The sequence below is a fragment of the Sphingobacterium sp. LZ11T8 genome (assembly GCF_024261425.1).
Taxonomy (GTDB): domain Bacteria; phylum Bacteroidota; class Bacteroidia; order Sphingobacteriales; family Sphingobacteriaceae; genus Sphingobacterium.
Window position 1 is genome coordinate 66,510 of record NZ_JANBZY010000007.1, and the last position, 18,349, is coordinate 84,858.

Consider the following 18,349-nt stretch of genomic DNA (forward strand, 5'->3'; position numbering starts at 1 on the left):
ATGATTGGCAGCCTTTTCTAATGCTTTTTATCTCGATCTATTTTGTGTCGATATTTCTCAACTTGGAGTTTCTATAGCCATAACCAAAATATATCGCTAAACCACCCAGTAACCACAGGATAAAGATAATCCAGTTACTCGCCCCTAATTCAGACATCAGGTAAAGGTTTACCAAGATTCCAATGACCGGCAGTAATGAAAAGTTATATTTAAAACTCAACACACTCAACACCAACCAAGCCAACCAAAATACGATCACTAAAGATTTATGCAAAAGAATCGCTGAGGACCCCATACTCATCCAATCTGAAATGGACTCTCCACTAAACTTAACAGCGAGTATCAAGCCAATAATTAACCCAATACCTACGATGTATTTCCCATTGACATATGGCACTCTAAACTTAGAACGTTTGGATAAGCCGGAATGATCCATATACAACACCCCGCAACACACTAGGATAAATGCGAAGAAAGTACCTACAGAGGTCAGATCGACAAAGAAATCCATCTTGAAGAACAATGCTGGGACAGCCACCACGATACCTGTCACGATCGTTGCAAAAGAAGGCGTTTTATATTTTGGGTGAATAGTTGCAAACTTCTTCCATAACAACCCGTCCCTACTCATGGTCATCCAGATCCTTGGTTGAGCCAATTGGAACACAAGCAAAGCACTCGTAATCGCAATTACGGAAGTAACCGAAATAATCCCGGCCATATGATCGAAGCCTACGTATTCGAATACATATGCCAATGGATCCTTCACATTCAACTCCTTATAATTCACCATTCCTGTCAATACAAGTGTGATCGCCACGTAAAGCACCGCACAGATCAACAAACAATAGATCATCGCTTTTGGAAGGTCCCTTTGGGGGTTCTTGCACTCCTCTGCTGTTGTTGAAATGGAGTCAAAACCGATAAAAGCAAAGAATACTGCTGCTACCCCACTCATTACACCTCCTAAACCATTCGGGGCAAATGGAGTCCAGTTCTCCGGTTTAACAAAGAAAATACCGCCGATAATCACCGCGAGGATAATCCCGATCTTGATCAGCACCATGATATTACTGGCTTTCCGGGATTCTTTAATACCGATATACACCAGCCAGGTCACCAGGAAAGTGATCAATCCAGCAGGCATGTCAAATATAATCGGGATATCCAAGATCCTTGGCGCAGTGTCATAGGCCTGCAGAGCAACCTTATCGATTTTCTCCAAATTCTCTATCCCTACTTCCAGGAACTTCTGATGCGCATCTAGGGCATAACCTGGCGCCATGGTCATCCATTTGGGGAGATGTATCCCAAAGCCTTCCAGCATGGACACAAAATACTGCGACCATGATATGGCCACTACCATATTGGATACGGCATATTCGAGCACCAGGGCCCAGCCAATTATCCAAGCAAACAATTCACCAAATGCCACATAAGCATAGGTATATGCACTACCGGAAACCGGTACGGTACTCGCAAACTGAGCATAGGAAAGAGCAGTAAACACACAGGCAAAAGCCACAAAAACGAAGAGCAGCGAAACAGCCGGTCCTCCATTGTAGCTAGCCAAACCTATGGTACTGAAAATACCAGCCCCTACGATGGCTGCAATACCAAGGGAAACTAAATCTCGAACTCCTAAAATTTTTGCTAATCCAGAACCACCATGTTCAGCGTCTGAAAGAATTTGATCTACGCTTTTCTTTCGGAAAAGTCTATTAGCCATATTAAGTTAATTTATTGGACAAGTAACAAAAGTGAAAAAAATTATGACAAATACGTCAAGTTATCCTGAATATATGTGTAGATATCCTTGAAGTCCTTCATATCTTCATGGCAATAATCGACCAAGACCTCGGTCAATCCTTCATGTATTCCCTTTGGGGTCTCAAAGGTCCAGATACGTTTTGAAATATTGATCAGTGGCTTTGAAATCTGATCAAGATCTTTATAATCAAAAATATACTTCCATGCTAGGAATTTATCATAAAAGGCAACAAACCCATCAATATCTTCAACACCGATGGTTTTCAAATAACTTTTCATAATTGGTTTGTGAACATTTTCCAGGTGTTCATATAATCTCGAAACATTGACAAGCTGATGCTTGATCAACAGATGGTCTAGCATCAATTCTACTGCGATATGCGCCATGAAAGTCCCACGGATCGGCGTACCTTCCAATACAGGGTCCAGCTTACGTCTCAGGTGATGGCAATGGTTCAAAAAGAACTCACTGCTATGGAATAACTTGTCCACCTCCACATGCCGATACCAACCTTCGGATATTTCCATGGTCAGGGGATGGGCAAAAAGCTGTTCCTCGAATTTTTGGGGATGAAAGATATAGGACTTATCTACATTCTTCAACAAGTCAGGCAACAAAGAGCCAAGAACACGCTCAGGGATAGTTGCAAACCTTTCAAAATAGAAATGTGAGAGAAAATTCATCCGCTATATCAAACAATAATTATCTGAAAGATACAGTTTAATCTCGTATCTTTGCAACTTAAATAAAAATCTTAAGGGTATATTATGAACTTTGTAGAAGAACTACGCTGGAGAGGCATGCTTCAAGACATCATGCCAGGAACAGAAGAATTGTTAAACAAAGAACAAGTAGCGGGATATATCGGCTTCGACCCGACAGGCGATTCTCTACATGTTGGTCATTTAACTCAAATCATGACCCTGATCCACTTTCAACACGCAGGCCACAAACCTGTTGCCCTTGTTGGAGGTGCTACAGGTATGATCGGAGACCCTTCATTCAAATCAGCTGAACGTAATCTTCTTGATGAAGCTACGTTAGCTCACAATGTTGCATCCCTGAAACATCAATTGACCAAATTCTTAACATTTGGCGAAGGTGAAACAGATGCAAAAATGGTGAACAACTTCGATTGGTTCAAGGACTTCAGTTTCTTGGATTTCATCCGTGACGTTGGTAAGCTGATTACCGTGAATTATATGATGGCCAAAGATTCTGTAAAGAAACGTTTGGAAGGCGAAAACGGCCTTTCCTTCACTGAGTTCTCCTATCAATTAATTCAAGGTTATGACTTCTATTATCTTTGGAAAAACCAGAACTGCAAAATCCAAATGGGTGGTTCTGACCAATGGGGCAACATCGTTACAGGAAGTGAAATCGTTCGCAGATTAGAACAAGGGACTGTTTTCGGATTAACTACGCAATTGATCAAAAAGTCTGACGGACAGAAGTTCGGTAAGACAGAATCAGGGGCAGTATGGTTGGACGCTAAGAAAACCTCTCCTTATAAATATTATCAATTCTGGTTGAATGCTTCTGATGATGACGCTAAAAACTGGATCAAGATCTTCACCTTGAAAACCAAGGAAGAAATTGATGCCATTATCGCTGAACATGATGCAGCACCACACTTGAGAATTGTTCAAAAGGCATTAGCTAAGGACATCACAACACGTACGCACTCTGAACTAGACTACGAAACAGCGGTTAAGACTTCGGAATTCCTTTTTGGAAACGGAGACCTTTCTTTCCTAGCTAACTTAGACCATGATGCCGTACTTGAGGTATTCGATGGTGTTCCTCAATCCAACTTGGAAAGGGCAAAATTAGCCGAAGGCATCAACATCTTGGATCTACTGGTTGAAACACAGGTTTTCCCTTCCAAGGGTGAGGCTAGAAAAATGTTGCAAGGTGGTGGAGTTTCCTTGAACCGCGAGAAATTAACAGACATTGAATTGCTAGTAAACACCAGCAACCTAATCAATGACAAATACTTAATTGCTCAACGTGGTAAGAAAAACTACTACTTGATCACTGTAGCATAAAGATCAAGCTATATCAAAAAGAAAGCCCGTAATCGACTTGATTATGGGCTTTCTTTTTGACCTCCAATCCGATTAGAGTTCCAATATTTTATATTTTATTTCCCTTTTTTCCGCATTTTCCTGTTGATCGGAGTACAATACGATCGAAAAAACGGCGCGATCTTTTCCATCTAAATTTATTTCAATATTATCATATTTACGGTCGGTGGAGCTGATTTCAAACTTAAAATCTTCCTTTGAGGAGTATTCATTCAATCCGAAGACTCTATCCTCCATATCATGGGTCACTTTTGAATTCAGGTATTGAAAGTCCAATTTAAGTTTAGAATCTGACACCAGGTTTACCAGCCTAACTTTCATCTTACCAGTTTCAGGCTTAATCACATCATCCTCTGTTACAAGCGGTTCCCTTTTGTTAGTACCATAAAAAAAGTATGAGTAAATTTTTGGACTCTGAAAAACTTTCTCTGTGGCATACAAAACATCTCCCTTTATTGTTTTCAGCTCCAACGATCTTTTTCCTGGAAATAAAGTACGGTGGTTAAGGTATCCTCCTGTGCTAAAATTCTCGTCGTCCTTATTGATTAATTTCCCATCGATCAAAAGCTGTAGGTTACTTGTTCCTTCGATGGCATTGAAAGCAGCAATACCTGAAAAACTATCGCTGTCCAGATTTTCTGGCCCAACGCCATCATCCTTGGCACAACCTTGCATAAAAATCGTAAAACAAAGCGCTAATACAGGCAGCAAATATTTATTTCTTGGAAACATACTTCAAAATTCTTTATATTCAAAGATACAACGAATTTGGAGAGCTTATTGCTACAGCTCCATGAATTCAAATCAATGAACTATTTATGCATTAGCTTTGTCGATTTCAATTGTTTTTAACATGACATGATACCATGTTGTGTTATGACCTACACAATGGAATCCTAAAAGTTTTTTTTAAGTTTGTACTAACGTAAATCACGTCATAATTAATGGCTAAATTAAATACATTTAAAAACGGTAGTGGTAGCACTGGGACTAAGAAGACGAAGAACACTACTATTTCCTATCAAAAAAGAGCAAAAACCAAGTCTTTTGACCAATTCAACTTTTCGGAAGGTCAGAGAAAGGCTCTAAAAATATTAGGCTTATTTCTTCTTTTGCTCGCTGGTCTATTCACCGTTGCATTTGTTTCCTATTTGTTCACTTGGCAATCTGACCAAAGCTACATCGCCCAAAGCAATGGCGGATGGAGCACTTTGATGCAAACTACCGAAGAAATCCATGATGAAACCATTGAAACACCAATCGTTCAGAATAAACTCGGAAAGTTCGGAGCCCTATTAGCCAATCAATTTATCTATGAGTGGTTTGGCGTCGCTTCCTTTCTATTTATTTTGGTCTTATTTGTTATCGGTTACAAGTTCCTTTACAAAAGATCGATCCTTCCTGTTTGGAAAACCGTGATCTACTCCCTTGTAGCTATTATCCTCTTGTCAATTACCCTTGGTTTCGCCCAAGATTTTATATCCAATACACCCCATATCCTTGAAGGTAAATTTGGTTTCTGGACCAACCAGATCCTAAAAAATCAAATCGGAACCGTAGGGACAGGCGGCTTGCTCGTATTTATTTTCTTGACAGCCTTGGTATTGCTGTACAACTACGACTTAAGATTCTCATTCCAGTCCTCCAAAAAACAATTGGAAGACGAGGATGAAGAATTTGAAGAAGATGATCAAAATTATACCACGGTCAACAATAAGATCAAGGCCAATACACAGCAAAACATCGCTACGGATACCTATGCTGTACCTGATGAGGAAGAAGAAGAAATTGGCAGTGTAGATTTCACGTCCAACAAAGAAGAGGACAATTCGGTATCTCTTCCATTGAATGTGAATGCTATCAAGCCCAACACAAACTTTGTTGAGAACCAGGAAAAAGAAATCGAGCTCAGCATTGATCCCCCTCCTGCTCCAGTAAAGAAATCTGAAGAGGTTGCAGAACCTGCTCTTACTGTGGAAAGAGTCATTGAAGAAAAACCGATTTCAGCCAATGACTTAGTGGAGAAATTTGGTGAATATGATCCTAAACTCGACCTTTCAGGATACCAATACCCCGGTTTAGATCTATTGAAAGATTATGGCTCCGGTAAAATCACGATCAACCAACAGGAGCTTGAAGCCAACAAAAACAGAATTGTTGAAACGCTTAGGAACTACAGCATTGAAATCGAACATATCAAAGCGACCATCGGACCAACGGTGACCTTATATGAAATCATCCCAAAACCGGGCGTTCGTATTTCTAAAATCAAGAATTTGGAGGATGATATTGCCCTTAGTTTAGCAGCCTTGGGTATCCGTATCATTGCACCAATGCCGGGTAAAGGAACGATTGGTATTGAGGTACCAAGCTCCACGCCTGAAATGGTATCGATGCGTTCTATCTTGACCACCGAGAAATTCCAGAAGTCAGATATGGACTTACCTATCGCTTTAGGAAAAACCATTTCCAATGAGGTATATATTGCCGATTTGGCAAAAATGCCGCACTTATTGGTAGCGGGTGCAACAGGCCAGGGTAAATCGGTTGGTATCAATGCGATTTTAACTTCGTTGCTTTACAAGAAGCATCCAGCCGAGTTAAAGTTTGTCCTGGTCGACCCTAAGAAAGTAGAGTTATCCTTATTCAAGAAAATCGAAAGACATTTCTTGGCAAAACTGCCTAATGAGGATGAACCAATCATCACCGACACGAAAAAAGTAATCAACACCTTAAATTCCCTTTGTATTGAAATGGATCAACGTTATGACCTATTAAAAAATGCACAGGTAAGGAATTTAAAGGAATATAATGCAAAATTTATCAATCGTCGATTAAACCCTGAGGAGGGTCATCGATTCTTACCATTTATAGTTCTTATAATTGATGAGTTTGCCGATTTGATCATGACTGCCGGTAAGGAAGTAGAAACTCCTATTGCTCGTCTTGCTCAGTTAGCCCGTGCCGTGGGTATCCACTTGGTCATTGCAACACAAAGACCTTCCGTGAATATCATTACAGGTACCATCAAAGCTAACTTCCCAGCTCGACTTGCTTTCAGGGTACTTTCGAAAACCGACTCAAGGACCATCTTGGACAGTGGCGGTGCCGACCAATTAATTGGTCGTGGTGACATGTTGCTTGCAACAGGTAGTGACCTTATCCGTATCCAATGTGCCTTTGTCGATACACCTGAGGTGGATCAGATTTCTGATTTCATCGGATCGCAACGTGGTTATCCATCCGCCCACCTATTACCAGAGTACATTGATGAAAATGGTGAAGGTTCCGGCTTAGCGGATTTCGACATGTCCGATAGAGACCAGTTGTTTGAAGAAGCTGCAAGGCTGATCGTCATGCATCAACAAGGCTCAACATCATTGATTCAGCGCAAATTAAAATTAGGTTATAACCGCGCTGGTAGGATCATCGATCAATTGGAAGCTGCAGGTATTGTAGGTCCTTTTGAAGGAAGTAAAGCACGCGAGGTGCTCTATCCCGATGAATACTCATTGGAACAATATTTGGAAACATTAAGAAAAGATTAATTAATGATGATGAGATTTATCTATGTATTTGTTGCCCTATTTAGTGCAACATTAGCTTTCGGACAAAATGGTTCAACCAAGAAAATCTTGGATGAAGTGTCCCAAAAATATGATGGCTACAAAACCATTCAATCCGAATTCACTTTTAAAGCTACGCAGGCGAATGGCGAGAACTATACCGACAAAGGAAAATTGTTCCTGAACAAACCTTCCAATCAGTATAAGATTTCATTGCCTACACAGGACCTGATTTCTGATGGCAAATCCACTTGGTCCGTTCTTAAGGAAGATAAAGAAGTTCAGGTTTCTGAAGCTGACAATTCTGGACAATCCATTGGACCCAACAATATTTTCACCTTCTATAAATCAGGATATAAATATGGAAGTTCTTCCAATCAGTCAGATGCTGCTGCTGGAAAGTTGACCGCAATTGACTTGACTCCTGAGGATGCAAAGAGTAATTATTCCAAGATCCAGGTCCGCATCAACAAGAACAAGCATATCCATGATGTAACCATCTTTGACAAATCTGGCGCTAAGTATACTTATACCATTAACGGCCTGTATGTCAACAGCCCAATTGCTGGTTCGACTTTCCAATTTAACAAAGGAAATTACCCAGGATTTGAAGTCGTAGATTTACGTTAAGAAACCAAACATTTCATATAAAAAAGGCGAGTCAACCCTAGGTTGCTCGCCTTTTTGCTGCATAAGCCCCCAACCATCGCAAAAATAAAAAAGCCTCATTGCTGAGGCCTTCTTATACTTATTCTAAAAAATTATAATGAAAATTCTAAACTATGCCCGAAAGAACCGCAGCTCGATCAGGTCATTTGGTACAGGCAAGGTATTCCAATGTTCATGAATGGCTAGGGCTGCTCCTACAGCCGTGGCCTGCGCCATAGATGCAGCATAAACTTCTACCTGCGGATACTCCTTGGCCAACAGGTTCATATAGATAGAATTCTTGCTGAATCCTCCATCCACAAAGACCCTACTGATCTTTCCTTGATCCATGATCAAATTGGTCGATCGTACCTGCGCCTTCACCAGGTGCAACATAAAGGAATGGTAGGCCTCTTTATAGTCCTTAAATTGATTTAGATCCAGTTTTGAGAAGGCATCCAATTCATCCGAAGTCTCTTTCTTTTTTAAGGCCTCTATTAAATTCCAATCAATATCCATATTCCTGAATTTTGCTGTCGTAACAGCAAAATGATCTGCAATTCGTTTGGATTGCACATCATGTTCATGTCCTGCAAACAGTCGCGAAGCTTTGACAGGATCACCTGCATAAGACAGGTAAAATAAACAATCCTGCTCCAACTCTGATTTAGTCAGTGGACTATGGTTGAAGGGATTCAAAGAGATACACCAGGTTCCTGTAGAGATCAAAACGAATGGCTCATGAAAATTCAACAGGTACGGAATCAAGGCCGATGAACTATCATGAAGGCCAGAACCGATCACAAAAGTACTTCCCGGAAAATTTGCTGAGAACACTTCATCCGCTTCCACTACCGGAGCCAATTTTTCATCAATGCCATTATCCTTTACCCATTGGTGATAATCCTGCTTATGGTAATCCCAAAGAGCTGTATGGCAGCCAATGCTCGTCTTATCCGAATAGAGCTTGCCAGAAAGCAAGAAACTGAGGTATTGTGGCAGATGCAGTGCACAATGGATCTCTTTGAAGACCTGAGGCCTTTCTTTCTTCACCCGAAACAATTGCAGACCGGAGTTTAAACTCCCTAAATCTGGCGATGCCGTATCTAAACTGAATTTTTCCAAACCCCCGTATTGATTATGGAGTTCGTCTTTCAGTTCCTGGGGATAGGCTTTCAAATAATTGTACAGTGGAGTCAGCGGTTGTCCATCCTCTTTGATCAGAACAAAGCTTGCTCCATAGGAAGTAAAGTTGATTGCTTTAACTTCAAATTCTGTTTTACGGAAAATCTCATGTAGCGAATCAAACACGGAAAGCCTCAAGCTTTCAATATTTTCACATGGATCTCCATCCTCATCGACCGTTTCTAAAAAACGTGCTGATTTTTCAAAGACGATCTGATAATGTTCATCAAATAAGAACAATTTTTTGTTCGTTTTGCCAACATCAAAAATGGCAACAACAGGTATACGTTCTTTTTGTCCCATTTATTTTTTTATAATCCCGTAGCAACTGAATTTTCACCTCTTTCTTTCACTAATTGATCCCTAACAGCTAGTTCATCGAACATTTGTAGTGGATCCAATGCAGCTCCAGACCGTAATCTTGCTTCAGCTACTATCGGTCGGACATCTGTGCGGAATGCGTCCTGCAAGATGTTCTGTGCTTTAACGATATCATTATTTTGTTGAGCCGCTTTCAATGCTTCTCGGTCTACCAAAAGCGCTTGCGCATAGGCAATCAAGATTGCTTCAACGGATTGCAATAAATCAATCAATGGATCTTTCAAGTTATGCGAAGCATCGATCATCCAACCTAAATCACTGACATGGTCCATCCCTCGGGCATCCATACCCTCCACCAACTCACTGAAGATCAAGAAGAGTTGGTAAGGCTTAATTGCCCCAGCAGTGAGGTCATCATCAGCATATTTACTATCATTGAAATGGAAACCACCTAATTTTCCTTCCATCAGCAATAAAGAAACAATCTGCTCAATATTGGCATTAGGAAGATGATGGCCCAGATCAACCAGCGTATATGCCTTAGGTCCCAACTTTGTAGCCAATAGCAAAGATTGCCCCCAATCTCCAATGGTCATCGAATAAAAGAAAGGTTCAAAGGCTTTATACTCCACAAACAATTTCCAATCCGCCGGCAGATGGGCATAGATCTCTTTCAGACTTTCCAAGGTATTTTGAAAAGCTTCCCGAAAGTTCAATTGACCTGGAAAGGATGAACCATCCGCCAACCATACTGTCAGCGCCTTCGACCCTAACGCTATTCCATGGTCAATAACCTCTTTATTATGGGCAACAGCCTGTTTCCTGACCTTCGGATCCACATGCTGCAAAGAGCCATGCTTATAGCTTAATGCTTGACCTTTCTGGTCCTGAAAGGTATTGGAATTTACCGCATCAAATTTTAGGTCAAAGGAAGCTGCCAGATCCCTGATCTTTTGGGAATCTTGAGGGATATCCCAAGGAATATGCAATGAAATGGCACCACTTGACCGATTTAAGGCATGTAATAAACCTACGTCCTCAATCTTTTCCTCCAAAGTCCCAGGCTCACCCTTACCACTAAACCTCCCGAAACGGGTACCTCCCGTTCCCAGAGCCCAACTAGGAATGGCAACCTGAAACTTTTCAAGCTTCGATACAATAGCTTCAATCCCTTGAATATCTTCTTTCAGAAATTGGAAAGCACGCTGATGCCTACTTTCCAATTTCCTATTGTGCTCTTCAATCTGTTCTTTCGCAATTCTCATCGTATCTGCTTTATGTTATTGAAACGGCCCTTATCTCACAAAGGCCATGGCAACTCCACCATCTACATTCAGTACATTCCCTGTTGATTTGTTCAACAGACCGCCAACAAAGGCAAAACATGCATTGGCAATATCTTCCGGCAAGATCACCTCATTTAATAAAGTTCGTTTCGCATAGAAAGCCGGCAACTCTTCAACAGATATACCATAGGCTTTTGCTCTTCCTTCGGCCCATCCTCCGGCCCAGATATTACTGTCCGAAATAACCGCATCTGGATTTACCACGTTGACCCTGATCTTGTCTGGACCTAACTCTGCGGCATTTAAGCGACTAAGGTGTAATTGGCTGGCCTTGGCACTGCCATATCCGGCATTGTTTGGTCCACTTACCAACGCATTCTTACTCACAATATTGAGGATATCCCCGCCTACTCCTTGAGCTTTCATGACATGTACAGCTTGTTGAGTGACATAAAACTGTCCCTTCACCAACACATCGTATAATAGATCAAGATCCTTTGTACTATGGTCCTCAATGGTTTTTGAAATCGATAGCCCAGCATTGTTTACTACGATGTCAATACCTGCGTAATTTAAACATGCTTTTTCAAATGCGACTTTGATCTGCTCTTCATTGGTTACATCTAAAGGTACAGAGACTACATTGTCATTTCCAAAAGCAGCTTCAAATTCTTTTTTTGCACCAGCCAATCGTTCAGCATTTAAGTCATTCAGTACAATGACAGCACCTTCTTCTGCAAATTTCTTGGCTATAGCCTTGCCTATACCGCCGGCACTACCTGTCACCAAGGCAATCCTTCCCGATAAGGCTTTCGGTTTCGGCATACGCTGTAATTTAGCTTCCTCAAGCAGCCAATATTCAATATTGAAAGCTTCTTGTCTAGGCAAGGATGTATATTCACTTACCGCCTCTGAACCTTTCATCACATTGATCGCATTGGTATAGAACTCCGCTGCTACCCTTGCTGTTTGTTTGTCTTTCGCAAAGGCAAACATCCCTACACCCGGATAAATGATGATCACCGGATTTCTATCCCTGATCGCTGGGCTGTTCGGGTGTTTACAGGTTTCATAATATTCCGTATACATGGCCCTATAATCCTCAAACAGGGGAGCAAGTTTCTCCTTCAATGCTTTTACATCATTCAAGTCCTCATCTTTGTCCAGGTTCAGGATCAATGGCTGTATCTTGGTTCTCAAGAAATGATCTGGACAGCTGGTACCTAATGGTGCCAATTTCTCCAGATCATTGGAGTTGATGTATTCCAGTACACGGTGGTCATCTGTGAAATGACCAATCATGTGGCGTTCACTGGAACAGAACCCTCTTAAAATAGGCGCTATTTTAGCCGCCTGTACTTGTCTTCCTTTAGGATCCAGACTTTCTACTTTCTGCCCCCCAAATATTGCTCTGTTCTTACCGTAGTTTTCTTCCAGGTAATTCGCACAAGCTTCAATCACATCCAAGGAATTGATATAGCAATCCTTTGCATTGTCGCCCCAGGTAAATAGACCATGGGAACCCAACATGATGCCGCGGATGCCCGGATTTTCTTCCAGACATTCACGCAATTGCAATCCAAGGTCAAAGCCTGGTTTTTGCCAATCCACCCAACCAATGGTCCCGTTAAAGAGCTCATGGGTAATTTTCTTGCCATCCTTGGCTGCCGCGATGGCAATCGCTGCATCGGGGTGAAGATGATCAATATGTTTGAATGGTAAAAATCCATGTAATGGGGTATCGATTGAAGGTGCTTTCGACGCTAGATCAAAAATGCAGTGATTGAACAGTTCAACCATCTCATCTTCATGTTCTATCCCTCGGTACACTTTTTCAAGATCCCGTAGCCTATCTACATATAAAGCAGCTAGTCCGGACTTCTTCAATGTTCCTATATCCCCTCCTGAACCTTTGATCCACATAACCTCTACTTCCTCTCCGGTCAAGGGGTCTTTATCCATTACCTTGCAAGAGGTATTTCCTCCGCCGTAATTGGTAATCCTTAAATCCGATCCTAAAATGTTAGAACGGTATAATAACAGAGCTACCTCATCACCCGCAAGCTGTTGAGCGTACTCATCGTCCCATAAATAATTAACGTGTTTGTATGTTCTCACAGTTATATGTATTTAGTTTATTATTCTAATGTTTTCGCAAATCCCACTATACAAATCGACAGAATGATAGTGGCTATTCCAGCTATGATCGCTGTATATGTTGGTTTACTAACTCCTTTCCATTCTTTGAGGGCAATTCCCCAAGCATTGGAAATCAAAATGATAAAGGCCATGTGCAGGATCCATGAACTCGCACCATTGCCCAATCTACTTTCGCCCATCCCATAGAAAAAGAACTGCAGGTACCAAGTCGTCCCGGCTATGGCACAGAGCAAAAAATTCTTTCCAATTGGCGTATCCCTTTTCGTATAATCTACAAACGAATGGTTCTTGATCAATAGGTACAGGCACCATAAAAAATTTGTGCTGAATCCACCCCAGAGGATTACGATATAGGTTACATTGTTTTGGTATAAAAACTCACCTTGACCTGGATGGGCAGACTTCCATAAATTATTGGCAACTTCTGCCATGGGTTTGCCGGATTCTATTCCAAAATTAAAACAGGCACTCAAAACCCCAGATACGATAGCGACAATGATCCCTAACCCAAAATTATAGTCTGCCTTCGCTTCTGATCCCAAGGCTCCCAAACTTCTTTCCTTTAGCACACCTGCCTTCCCACATAAATAGATCCCAACCACACAGACCAACAGGCCAACCATCACACAGATTCCAGCGTTCTCCGTAAAGAAATAATCAATGCCATGCTTCCCCTCGGTCCTATTGAAGAAATAATATATGGCCGGCATCAGGGAACCAAAGACCATACTCAGTCCCAGAATCACACTGCTCCCCAAGGAAACCCCTAAATATCTCACCCCTAGACCATAGGTCAACCCTCCTATTCCCCATAATATACCAAACAGAAAAGTATATCCTAAAATATGGTTTCCTGTATTGCTGATGATATCCCAAAAATTGGGAATTGTCAGCCATGCTGCAATCGGAGGAACAATGATCCAAGAGAACAAACCACCTAAAATCCACATTGCCTCCCAAGACCAGCCCTTTACTTTCTTAAACGGAACGTAAAAACTACCAGACGCAAAGCCACCAATAAAATGAAATATTACTCCTGCTAATGCATTCATACGTGATCAAAAAGTGATTTAGGTTTTTAAGTTATTCCGAAGATATTTTATTTCTTTCATTCAACTGTTATGCACTGTCATGCTGTATGTAACTTAAGTCACATATCTTCACTGAAACTTTAAATAAAAGATTAAAAAGGTTAATGTTTTTTCAGATTTTGTACTGTAAAAACATTTTATACAATAATCATAATACAGCAGCCAATCTATCTAATAACAAATTAAATGATATAATCTTAACCGAAATTGGGAGGAGTGTTTCAGATACATACGTTTTGAACCAGGATGGAAGGGATGAGAGGATGGACCAAGATCAGACCGTCTGCCGAAAGGATTGAAACTTATCGGAATATTGCATAAATAAGGTTTTACTGATTTAACGGGCTGTATTGCCGTACAGTTCCTGAACCTTCGGTCCAGGATGACAAAAACTTTAAAAAAAACAGACACAAGACCTAGCGCGCTGAACGGTCTATTGTCTTGTGTCTATTGTCTTATGTCTTAGAATAATGTCATAGACGTTCATCTATGACATTATTCTAATAAAAAAGTTTACCTGCGGTACTTTGTTTTACCATATCCAAGGATACGCCATCATGGAGTTCTAGTACCTTAAATCCGCCAGTTGGCAACACTTCAAATACGCCTAATTCCGTGACGATCTTCTTAACGCATTTCACACCCGTCAAGGGCAATGTACAACTCGGCAGCAGTTTAGACTCGCCAGCTTTGTTGACATGTTGCATGGCCACAATGATATTTTCAGCACTTGCCACTAGATCCATGGCTCCACCCATTCCTTTTACCATTTTACCGGGAATCTTCCAGTTGGCGATATCACCATTCTCCGAAACCTCCATGGCACCTAGGATAGTCAGGTCAATCTTTCGGGATCGGATCATTCCAAAGCTCATGGCCGAATCAAAGAAGGCTGAGCCCGGTAAGGTCGTGATAGTCTGTTTTCCGGCATTGATATAGTCTGCATCTTCTTCACCTTCAAATGGGAAAGGTCCCATACCCAACAAACCATTCTCACTTTGCAGAACTACATTGATATTGTCGGGGATATAATTGGCAACCAAGGTCGGGATTCCAATCCCCAGGTTGACATAATAGCCGTCCTTTATCTCCTTAGCAATTCGTTTTGCTATTCCAAATTTGTCCAACATAGGTTAAATCTTTTTAAGGATCATGGCACTTGCCCCACCGCCTCCATTACAGATTGCGGCAAGTCCTAACTGACCATTTTCCTGATGTAAAACACTGGTTAAAGTCACGATGATCCGAGCACCGGAACAACCCAATGGATGCCCCAATGAGACTGCACCACCGTAAACGTTCATCTGGTCTTCTGAAATGTCCAATAGCTTGGCATTGGCCAAGGCAACAACCGAAAAGGCCTCGTTAAATTCAAAATAATCGATATCATCCACTGTAAGTCCGACCTTTTGCAATACTTTCTGGGTAGCGGCTGTTGGTGTGGTGGTAAACCATTCCGGAGATTGTTCCGCATCTGCATACGCAATCACCTCTGCCAAGGGCTTAACGCCAAGCTCATTTACTTTTTCTTCACTCATCAAGATCACCGCAGCAGCTCCATCGCTTAAAGTCGATGCATTGGCAGCCGTGATCGTTCCATCGGTTTTAAAGGATGTCTTCAATTGACTGACCTTTTCAAAGTTGATATTCTTGAATTCCTCATCTTCATCAACCATGACGGAACCCTTTCTAGATTTTACCTCTACAGGAACCACTTCATTCTTGAATTTCCCCGTCTCCCAGGCAATCTTACTGCGGGTATAGGATTGAATGGCATATTCATCTTGATCCGCTCTACTGATCTCATATTTTTCCGCACAGAGTTCACCACAATTCCCCATGGCCTTATCCGAATAAACATCCGTTAGTCCATCTTTTTGGATGCCATCTGTTAATTTCTGATCGCCATATTTAGCACCCCATCTAGCTGCTGTATCATAAAAAGGAACTTGGCTCATATTCTCCATTCCTCCAGCGATCACCACTTGGGCATCACCTAATAGAATTTGCTGCACGCCAATTGAAATCGCTTTCATACCACTTGCACAGACCTTATTGATGGTTGTGGCAGGTACATGGTCGGGTAAACCGGCAAATTTTGAAGCTTGCCTGGCAGGTGCCTGTCCCAGATTCGCCTGGAGAACGGAACCCATATAGACTTCATCCACATGGTGCTTCTCCAATTTAATTTCGTCCATTACAGCTTTGATGACCGTAGCCCCCAACTCAGTGGAGGAAACGGTGGCCAGGGATGACCCGAAACTTCCCATTGCTGTCCTCTTGGCAGCAACGATATATACTTTTTTACGCATTATCTTCTCTATTTCTTACTGTTCTTTGTTCGATTCTTTTTTCATACTTCGCACCTTGGAATATCTTGTTTACAAATATGCCAGGGGTATGGATATGGTTAGGATCCAACTCGCCGACCTCCACTAATTCTTCCACTTCTGCGATGGTGATCTTGCCACACATGGCGACTGCATGGTTAAAATTCTGGGCCGTACCACGATAAACCAAGTTGCCCGCGGTATCCCCTTTCCATGCTTTTACCAAAGCATAGTCAGGTTCAAAAGCATATTCCATTAGATAATCTTTCTCTACTCCATGGAAGGTAAACCTTCTTACTTCCTTTCCCTCCGCTACTTCGGTCCCCACTCCCGCAGGGGTATAAATAACTGGCAGTCCGTAACCCCCAGCCATTAAACGCGTGGCCAAAGTTCCCTGTGGAACTAAGTCTACCTCCAGCTCACCACTCAACATCTGTCTTTCAAATTCAGCATTCTCCCCTACATAGGATGCAATCATTTTCTTGATCTGCTTGTTCTGCAGCAACAGGCCCAAACCGAAATCATCCACCCCGGCATTGTTACTGATGCAAGTAAGGTCTTTGACCCGCTTTTCCAACAAAGCTGAAATCAGGTTCTCAGGAATCCCACACAGCCCAAAACCACCCAAGGAGATGGTCATGCCATCCTGAATCCCCTCAATAGCCTGCTGTGCATTAGATACTGTTTTATTAATCATATCTGTACATTGCGTTATTTTCCCTTTCGGGAATGAATAAATCTTTTAGAGCTTAGGACAACCAAATAATTATCTTAAAATCAATGAGTTGATAAAATATTTTTTGGTATAATATTTATTTATGTCCTGAAGTTTATAATCATGATAAATTTAACGAAATTATCTTAAACCTCTAATTATTAAGAACTTTTACCATTCTATAAACCAGAGTTGGGTATTATTCAATACTTAGCAGTAAACAAGAAGGTATTTTACAAATGATGAAACAGTTTCAGGAATTGGATTAGATATTACAAAATAACCCTCCCAATTTAATCGGAAAGACAAATAATTGTTAACCTAAGGTTAATCAAATAAATAGATTAGTGTATTATTGAATCAATTTTTAGAATTTCTTTTGTAATTCTAATTAAATTGCTAAACTTGACTCTTAAAGCAAGAAATATACCCTATAACTATGCGATTATTATCACTTTTTTTAATGTTTTGGGCATTTAGTTCACCCCTATTTGGACAAACCCTACAACAAAAACTGAAAACGGCTCCTCTAGACAGCCAATTCGTCTATTTGAATTTGCAATCTAGAAACCAGGACAAGGACTTTAAGATTATCAGAAAGACAAATCTTGATATCATCCGTCAAAACGTTAAAGACTCCTTGAGCATTTATAAAAAGCAAATTTCCGGATTGAAAGGCGATGCGTCTTCTACCGAAGGTAGCCTACAGAGCCTACAAGATTCTGTAACCAACCTATCTGCTGCTTTACAAACTGAACAACAAAAAACCGACAGCATTTCTTTCCTTGGAATCCAATTTTCCAAGAGCTCTTACCATACCATGGTTTGGGTGATCATCATTGTGCTAGCGATTGCTTTATTTGGAATTTTAGCGGCCTTCAGAAAAGCTAAAGTTGACACTGAAGAAAGCAAACATACCGTAGATGAACTTCAGGAAGAACTTCAGACCCTTAGAAAAAAATCTATGGAAAGAGAACAACTTCTTAAACGTCAACTATTGGATGAACAGTTGAAAAGAAATTCTTAATTAGACAATAGACATAAGACGATATTCTTAGTTGTTTGAGGTCTAGACTTAATAAAAAAGCAGTGTTAACCGACGTTAACACTGCTTTTTTGGTTTAAAATCATATTTTACTCTGACTCCTGTAACATAACAGGATAATTTCTGACTAATTACAAAGGTTAA

Annotated in this window: 14 protein-coding genes; 4 read left to right on the top strand and 10 right to left on the bottom strand. The window is 41.0% G+C overall.

Going from position 1 to position 18,349, the window contains the following annotated elements; genetic code table 11:
• Positions 1-37: 37 nt before the first annotated feature.
• Complete coding sequence (locus NLF99_RS15830) at positions 38-1,729, bottom strand: amino acid permease (RefSeq protein ID WP_254529504.1); 1,692 nt, start codon at positions 1,727-1,729, stop codon at positions 38-40.
• 41 nt (positions 1,730-1,770) lie between these two features.
• On the bottom strand, positions 1,771-2,454 hold the full coding sequence (locus NLF99_RS15835) for a hypothetical protein (RefSeq protein WP_185213429.1): 684 nt from the start codon (positions 2,452-2,454) through the stop codon (positions 1,771-1,773).
• 84 nt (positions 2,455-2,538) lie between these two features.
• Here NLF99_RS15835 and tyrS point away from each other — a divergent pair, with 84 nt between their 5' ends.
• Complete coding sequence (gene tyrS, locus NLF99_RS15840) at positions 2,539-3,819, top strand: tyrosine--tRNA ligase (protein ID WP_254529505.1); 1,281 nt, start codon at positions 2,539-2,541, stop codon at positions 3,817-3,819.
• Positions 3,820-3,891: 72 nt separating this feature from the next.
• On the opposite strand, the gene NLF99_RS15845 is transcribed toward tyrS, so the two are convergent.
• Positions 3,892-4,590 carry a DUF4397 domain-containing protein gene (locus tag NLF99_RS15845; RefSeq protein ID WP_185213427.1) on the bottom strand — a complete coding sequence of 233 codons (699 nt, stop codon included), beginning with the start codon at positions 4,588-4,590 and terminating at the stop codon, positions 3,892-3,894.
• Between the two features lie 212 nt (positions 4,591-4,802).
• Between NLF99_RS15845 and NLF99_RS15850 the strand changes: the two genes are divergently transcribed.
• Both NLF99_RS15850 and NLF99_RS15855 read left to right on the top strand, forming a co-directional pair.
• On the top strand, positions 4,803-7,406 hold the full coding sequence (locus tag NLF99_RS15850; RefSeq protein ID WP_254529506.1) for a DNA translocase FtsK: 2,604 nt from the start codon (positions 4,803-4,805) through the stop codon (positions 7,404-7,406).
• Between the two features lie 3 nt (positions 7,407-7,409).
• Positions 7,410-8,054 (top strand): outer membrane lipoprotein carrier protein LolA, encoded by a 645-nt coding sequence (locus NLF99_RS15855; protein WP_185213425.1) that lies wholly within the window; start codon positions 7,410-7,412, stop codon positions 8,052-8,054.
• A 150-nt stretch (positions 8,055-8,204) separates the two neighbouring features.
• Here the strand turns inward: NLF99_RS15855 and NLF99_RS15860 are convergent, their stop codons facing one another.
• From NLF99_RS15860 to NLF99_RS15890, 7 genes are all read right to left on the bottom strand, one after another.
• Positions 8,205-9,560, bottom strand: coding sequence for an FGGY-family carbohydrate kinase (locus NLF99_RS15860; RefSeq protein ID WP_254529507.1), 1,356 nt, complete (start codon positions 9,558-9,560; stop codon positions 8,205-8,207).
• An 8-nt stretch (positions 9,561-9,568) separates the two neighbouring features.
• Positions 9,569-10,843: a TIM barrel protein gene (locus NLF99_RS15865; RefSeq protein WP_254529508.1), complete on the bottom strand. Its 1,275-nt coding sequence runs from the start codon at positions 10,841-10,843 to the stop codon at positions 9,569-9,571.
• Positions 10,844-10,873: 30 nt separating this feature from the next.
• Positions 10,874-12,982 carry a bifunctional aldolase/short-chain dehydrogenase gene (locus NLF99_RS15870; RefSeq protein WP_254529509.1) on the bottom strand — a complete coding sequence of 703 codons (2,109 nt, stop codon included), beginning with the start codon at positions 12,980-12,982 and terminating at the stop codon, positions 10,874-10,876.
• Positions 12,983-13,002: 20 nt separating this feature from the next.
• On the bottom strand, positions 13,003-14,076 hold the full coding sequence (rhaT, locus tag NLF99_RS15875; RefSeq protein ID WP_254529510.1) for an L-rhamnose/proton symporter RhaT: 1,074 nt from the start codon (positions 14,074-14,076) through the stop codon (positions 13,003-13,005).
• A gap of 539 nt (positions 14,077-14,615) precedes the next feature.
• The gene (locus tag NLF99_RS15880) at positions 14,616-15,245 is read right to left on the bottom strand and encodes a 3-oxoacid CoA-transferase subunit B (protein ID WP_185213420.1); all 630 of its coding nucleotides are present in this window, start codon (positions 15,243-15,245) and stop codon (positions 14,616-14,618) included.
• Positions 15,246-15,248: 3 nt separating this feature from the next.
• Positions 15,249-16,427 carry a thiolase family protein gene (locus NLF99_RS15885; protein ID WP_254529511.1) on the bottom strand — a complete coding sequence of 393 codons (1,179 nt, stop codon included), beginning with the start codon at positions 16,425-16,427 and terminating at the stop codon, positions 15,249-15,251.
• Positions 16,420-17,142: a CoA transferase subunit A gene (locus tag NLF99_RS15890; RefSeq protein ID WP_254529512.1), complete on the bottom strand. Its 723-nt coding sequence runs from the start codon at positions 17,140-17,142 to the stop codon at positions 16,420-16,422. The genes NLF99_RS15885 and NLF99_RS15890 overlap by 8 nt, the downstream gene beginning before the upstream one ends.
• A 481-nt stretch (positions 17,143-17,623) precedes the next feature.
• On the opposite strand from NLF99_RS15890, the gene NLF99_RS15895 reads away from it, so the two are divergent.
• Entirely contained in the window at positions 17,624-18,187 is a 564-nt protein-coding gene (locus tag NLF99_RS15895; protein WP_185213417.1) for a hypothetical protein, read from the top strand.
• The last annotated feature ends 162 nt before the right edge of the window (positions 18,188-18,349 follow it).

What these genes read in the sequence shown, in the direction of transcription:
- tyrS (WP_254529505.1), top strand. Translation starts at nt 2,539, where the DNA reads ATGAACTTTGTAGAAGAACTACGCTGGAGAGGCATGCTTCAAGACATC.
- NLF99_RS15865 (WP_254529508.1), bottom strand. Translation starts at nt 10,843, where the DNA reads ATGAGAATTGCGAAAGAACAGATTGAAGAGCACAATAGGAAATTGGAA.
- NLF99_RS15895 (WP_185213417.1), top strand. Translation starts at nt 17,624, where the DNA reads ATGTTTTGGGCATTTAGTTCACCCCTATTTGGACAAACCCTACAACAA.
- NLF99_RS15880 (WP_185213420.1), bottom strand. Translation starts at nt 15,245, where the DNA reads ATGTTGGACAAATTTGGAATAGCAAAACGAATTGCTAAGGAGATAAAG.
- NLF99_RS15845 (WP_185213427.1), bottom strand. Translation starts at nt 4,590, where the DNA reads ATGTTTCCAAGAAATAAATATTTGCTGCCTGTATTAGCGCTTTGTTTT.
- NLF99_RS15885 (WP_254529511.1), bottom strand. Translation starts at nt 16,427, where the DNA reads ATGCGTAAAAAAGTATATATCGTTGCTGCCAAGAGGACAGCAATGGGA.
- NLF99_RS15830 (WP_254529504.1), bottom strand. Translation starts at nt 1,729, where the DNA reads ATGGCTAATAGACTTTTCCGAAAGAAAAGCGTAGATCAAATTCTTTCA.
- NLF99_RS15835 (WP_185213429.1), bottom strand. Translation starts at nt 2,454, where the DNA reads ATGAATTTTCTCTCACATTTCTATTTTGAAAGGTTTGCAACTATCCCT.
- NLF99_RS15890 (WP_254529512.1), bottom strand. Translation starts at nt 17,142, where the DNA reads ATGATTAATAAAACAGTATCTAATGCACAGCAGGCTATTGAGGGGATT.
- NLF99_RS15855 (WP_185213425.1), top strand. Translation starts at nt 7,410, where the DNA reads ATGATGATGAGATTTATCTATGTATTTGTTGCCCTATTTAGTGCAACA.
- NLF99_RS15860 (WP_254529507.1), bottom strand. Translation starts at nt 9,560, where the DNA reads ATGGGACAAAAAGAACGTATACCTGTTGTTGCCATTTTTGATGTTGGC.
- NLF99_RS15850 (WP_254529506.1), top strand. Translation starts at nt 4,803, where the DNA reads ATGGCTAAATTAAATACATTTAAAAACGGTAGTGGTAGCACTGGGACT.
- rhaT (WP_254529510.1), bottom strand. Translation starts at nt 14,076, where the DNA reads ATGAATGCATTAGCAGGAGTAATATTTCATTTTATTGGTGGCTTTGCG.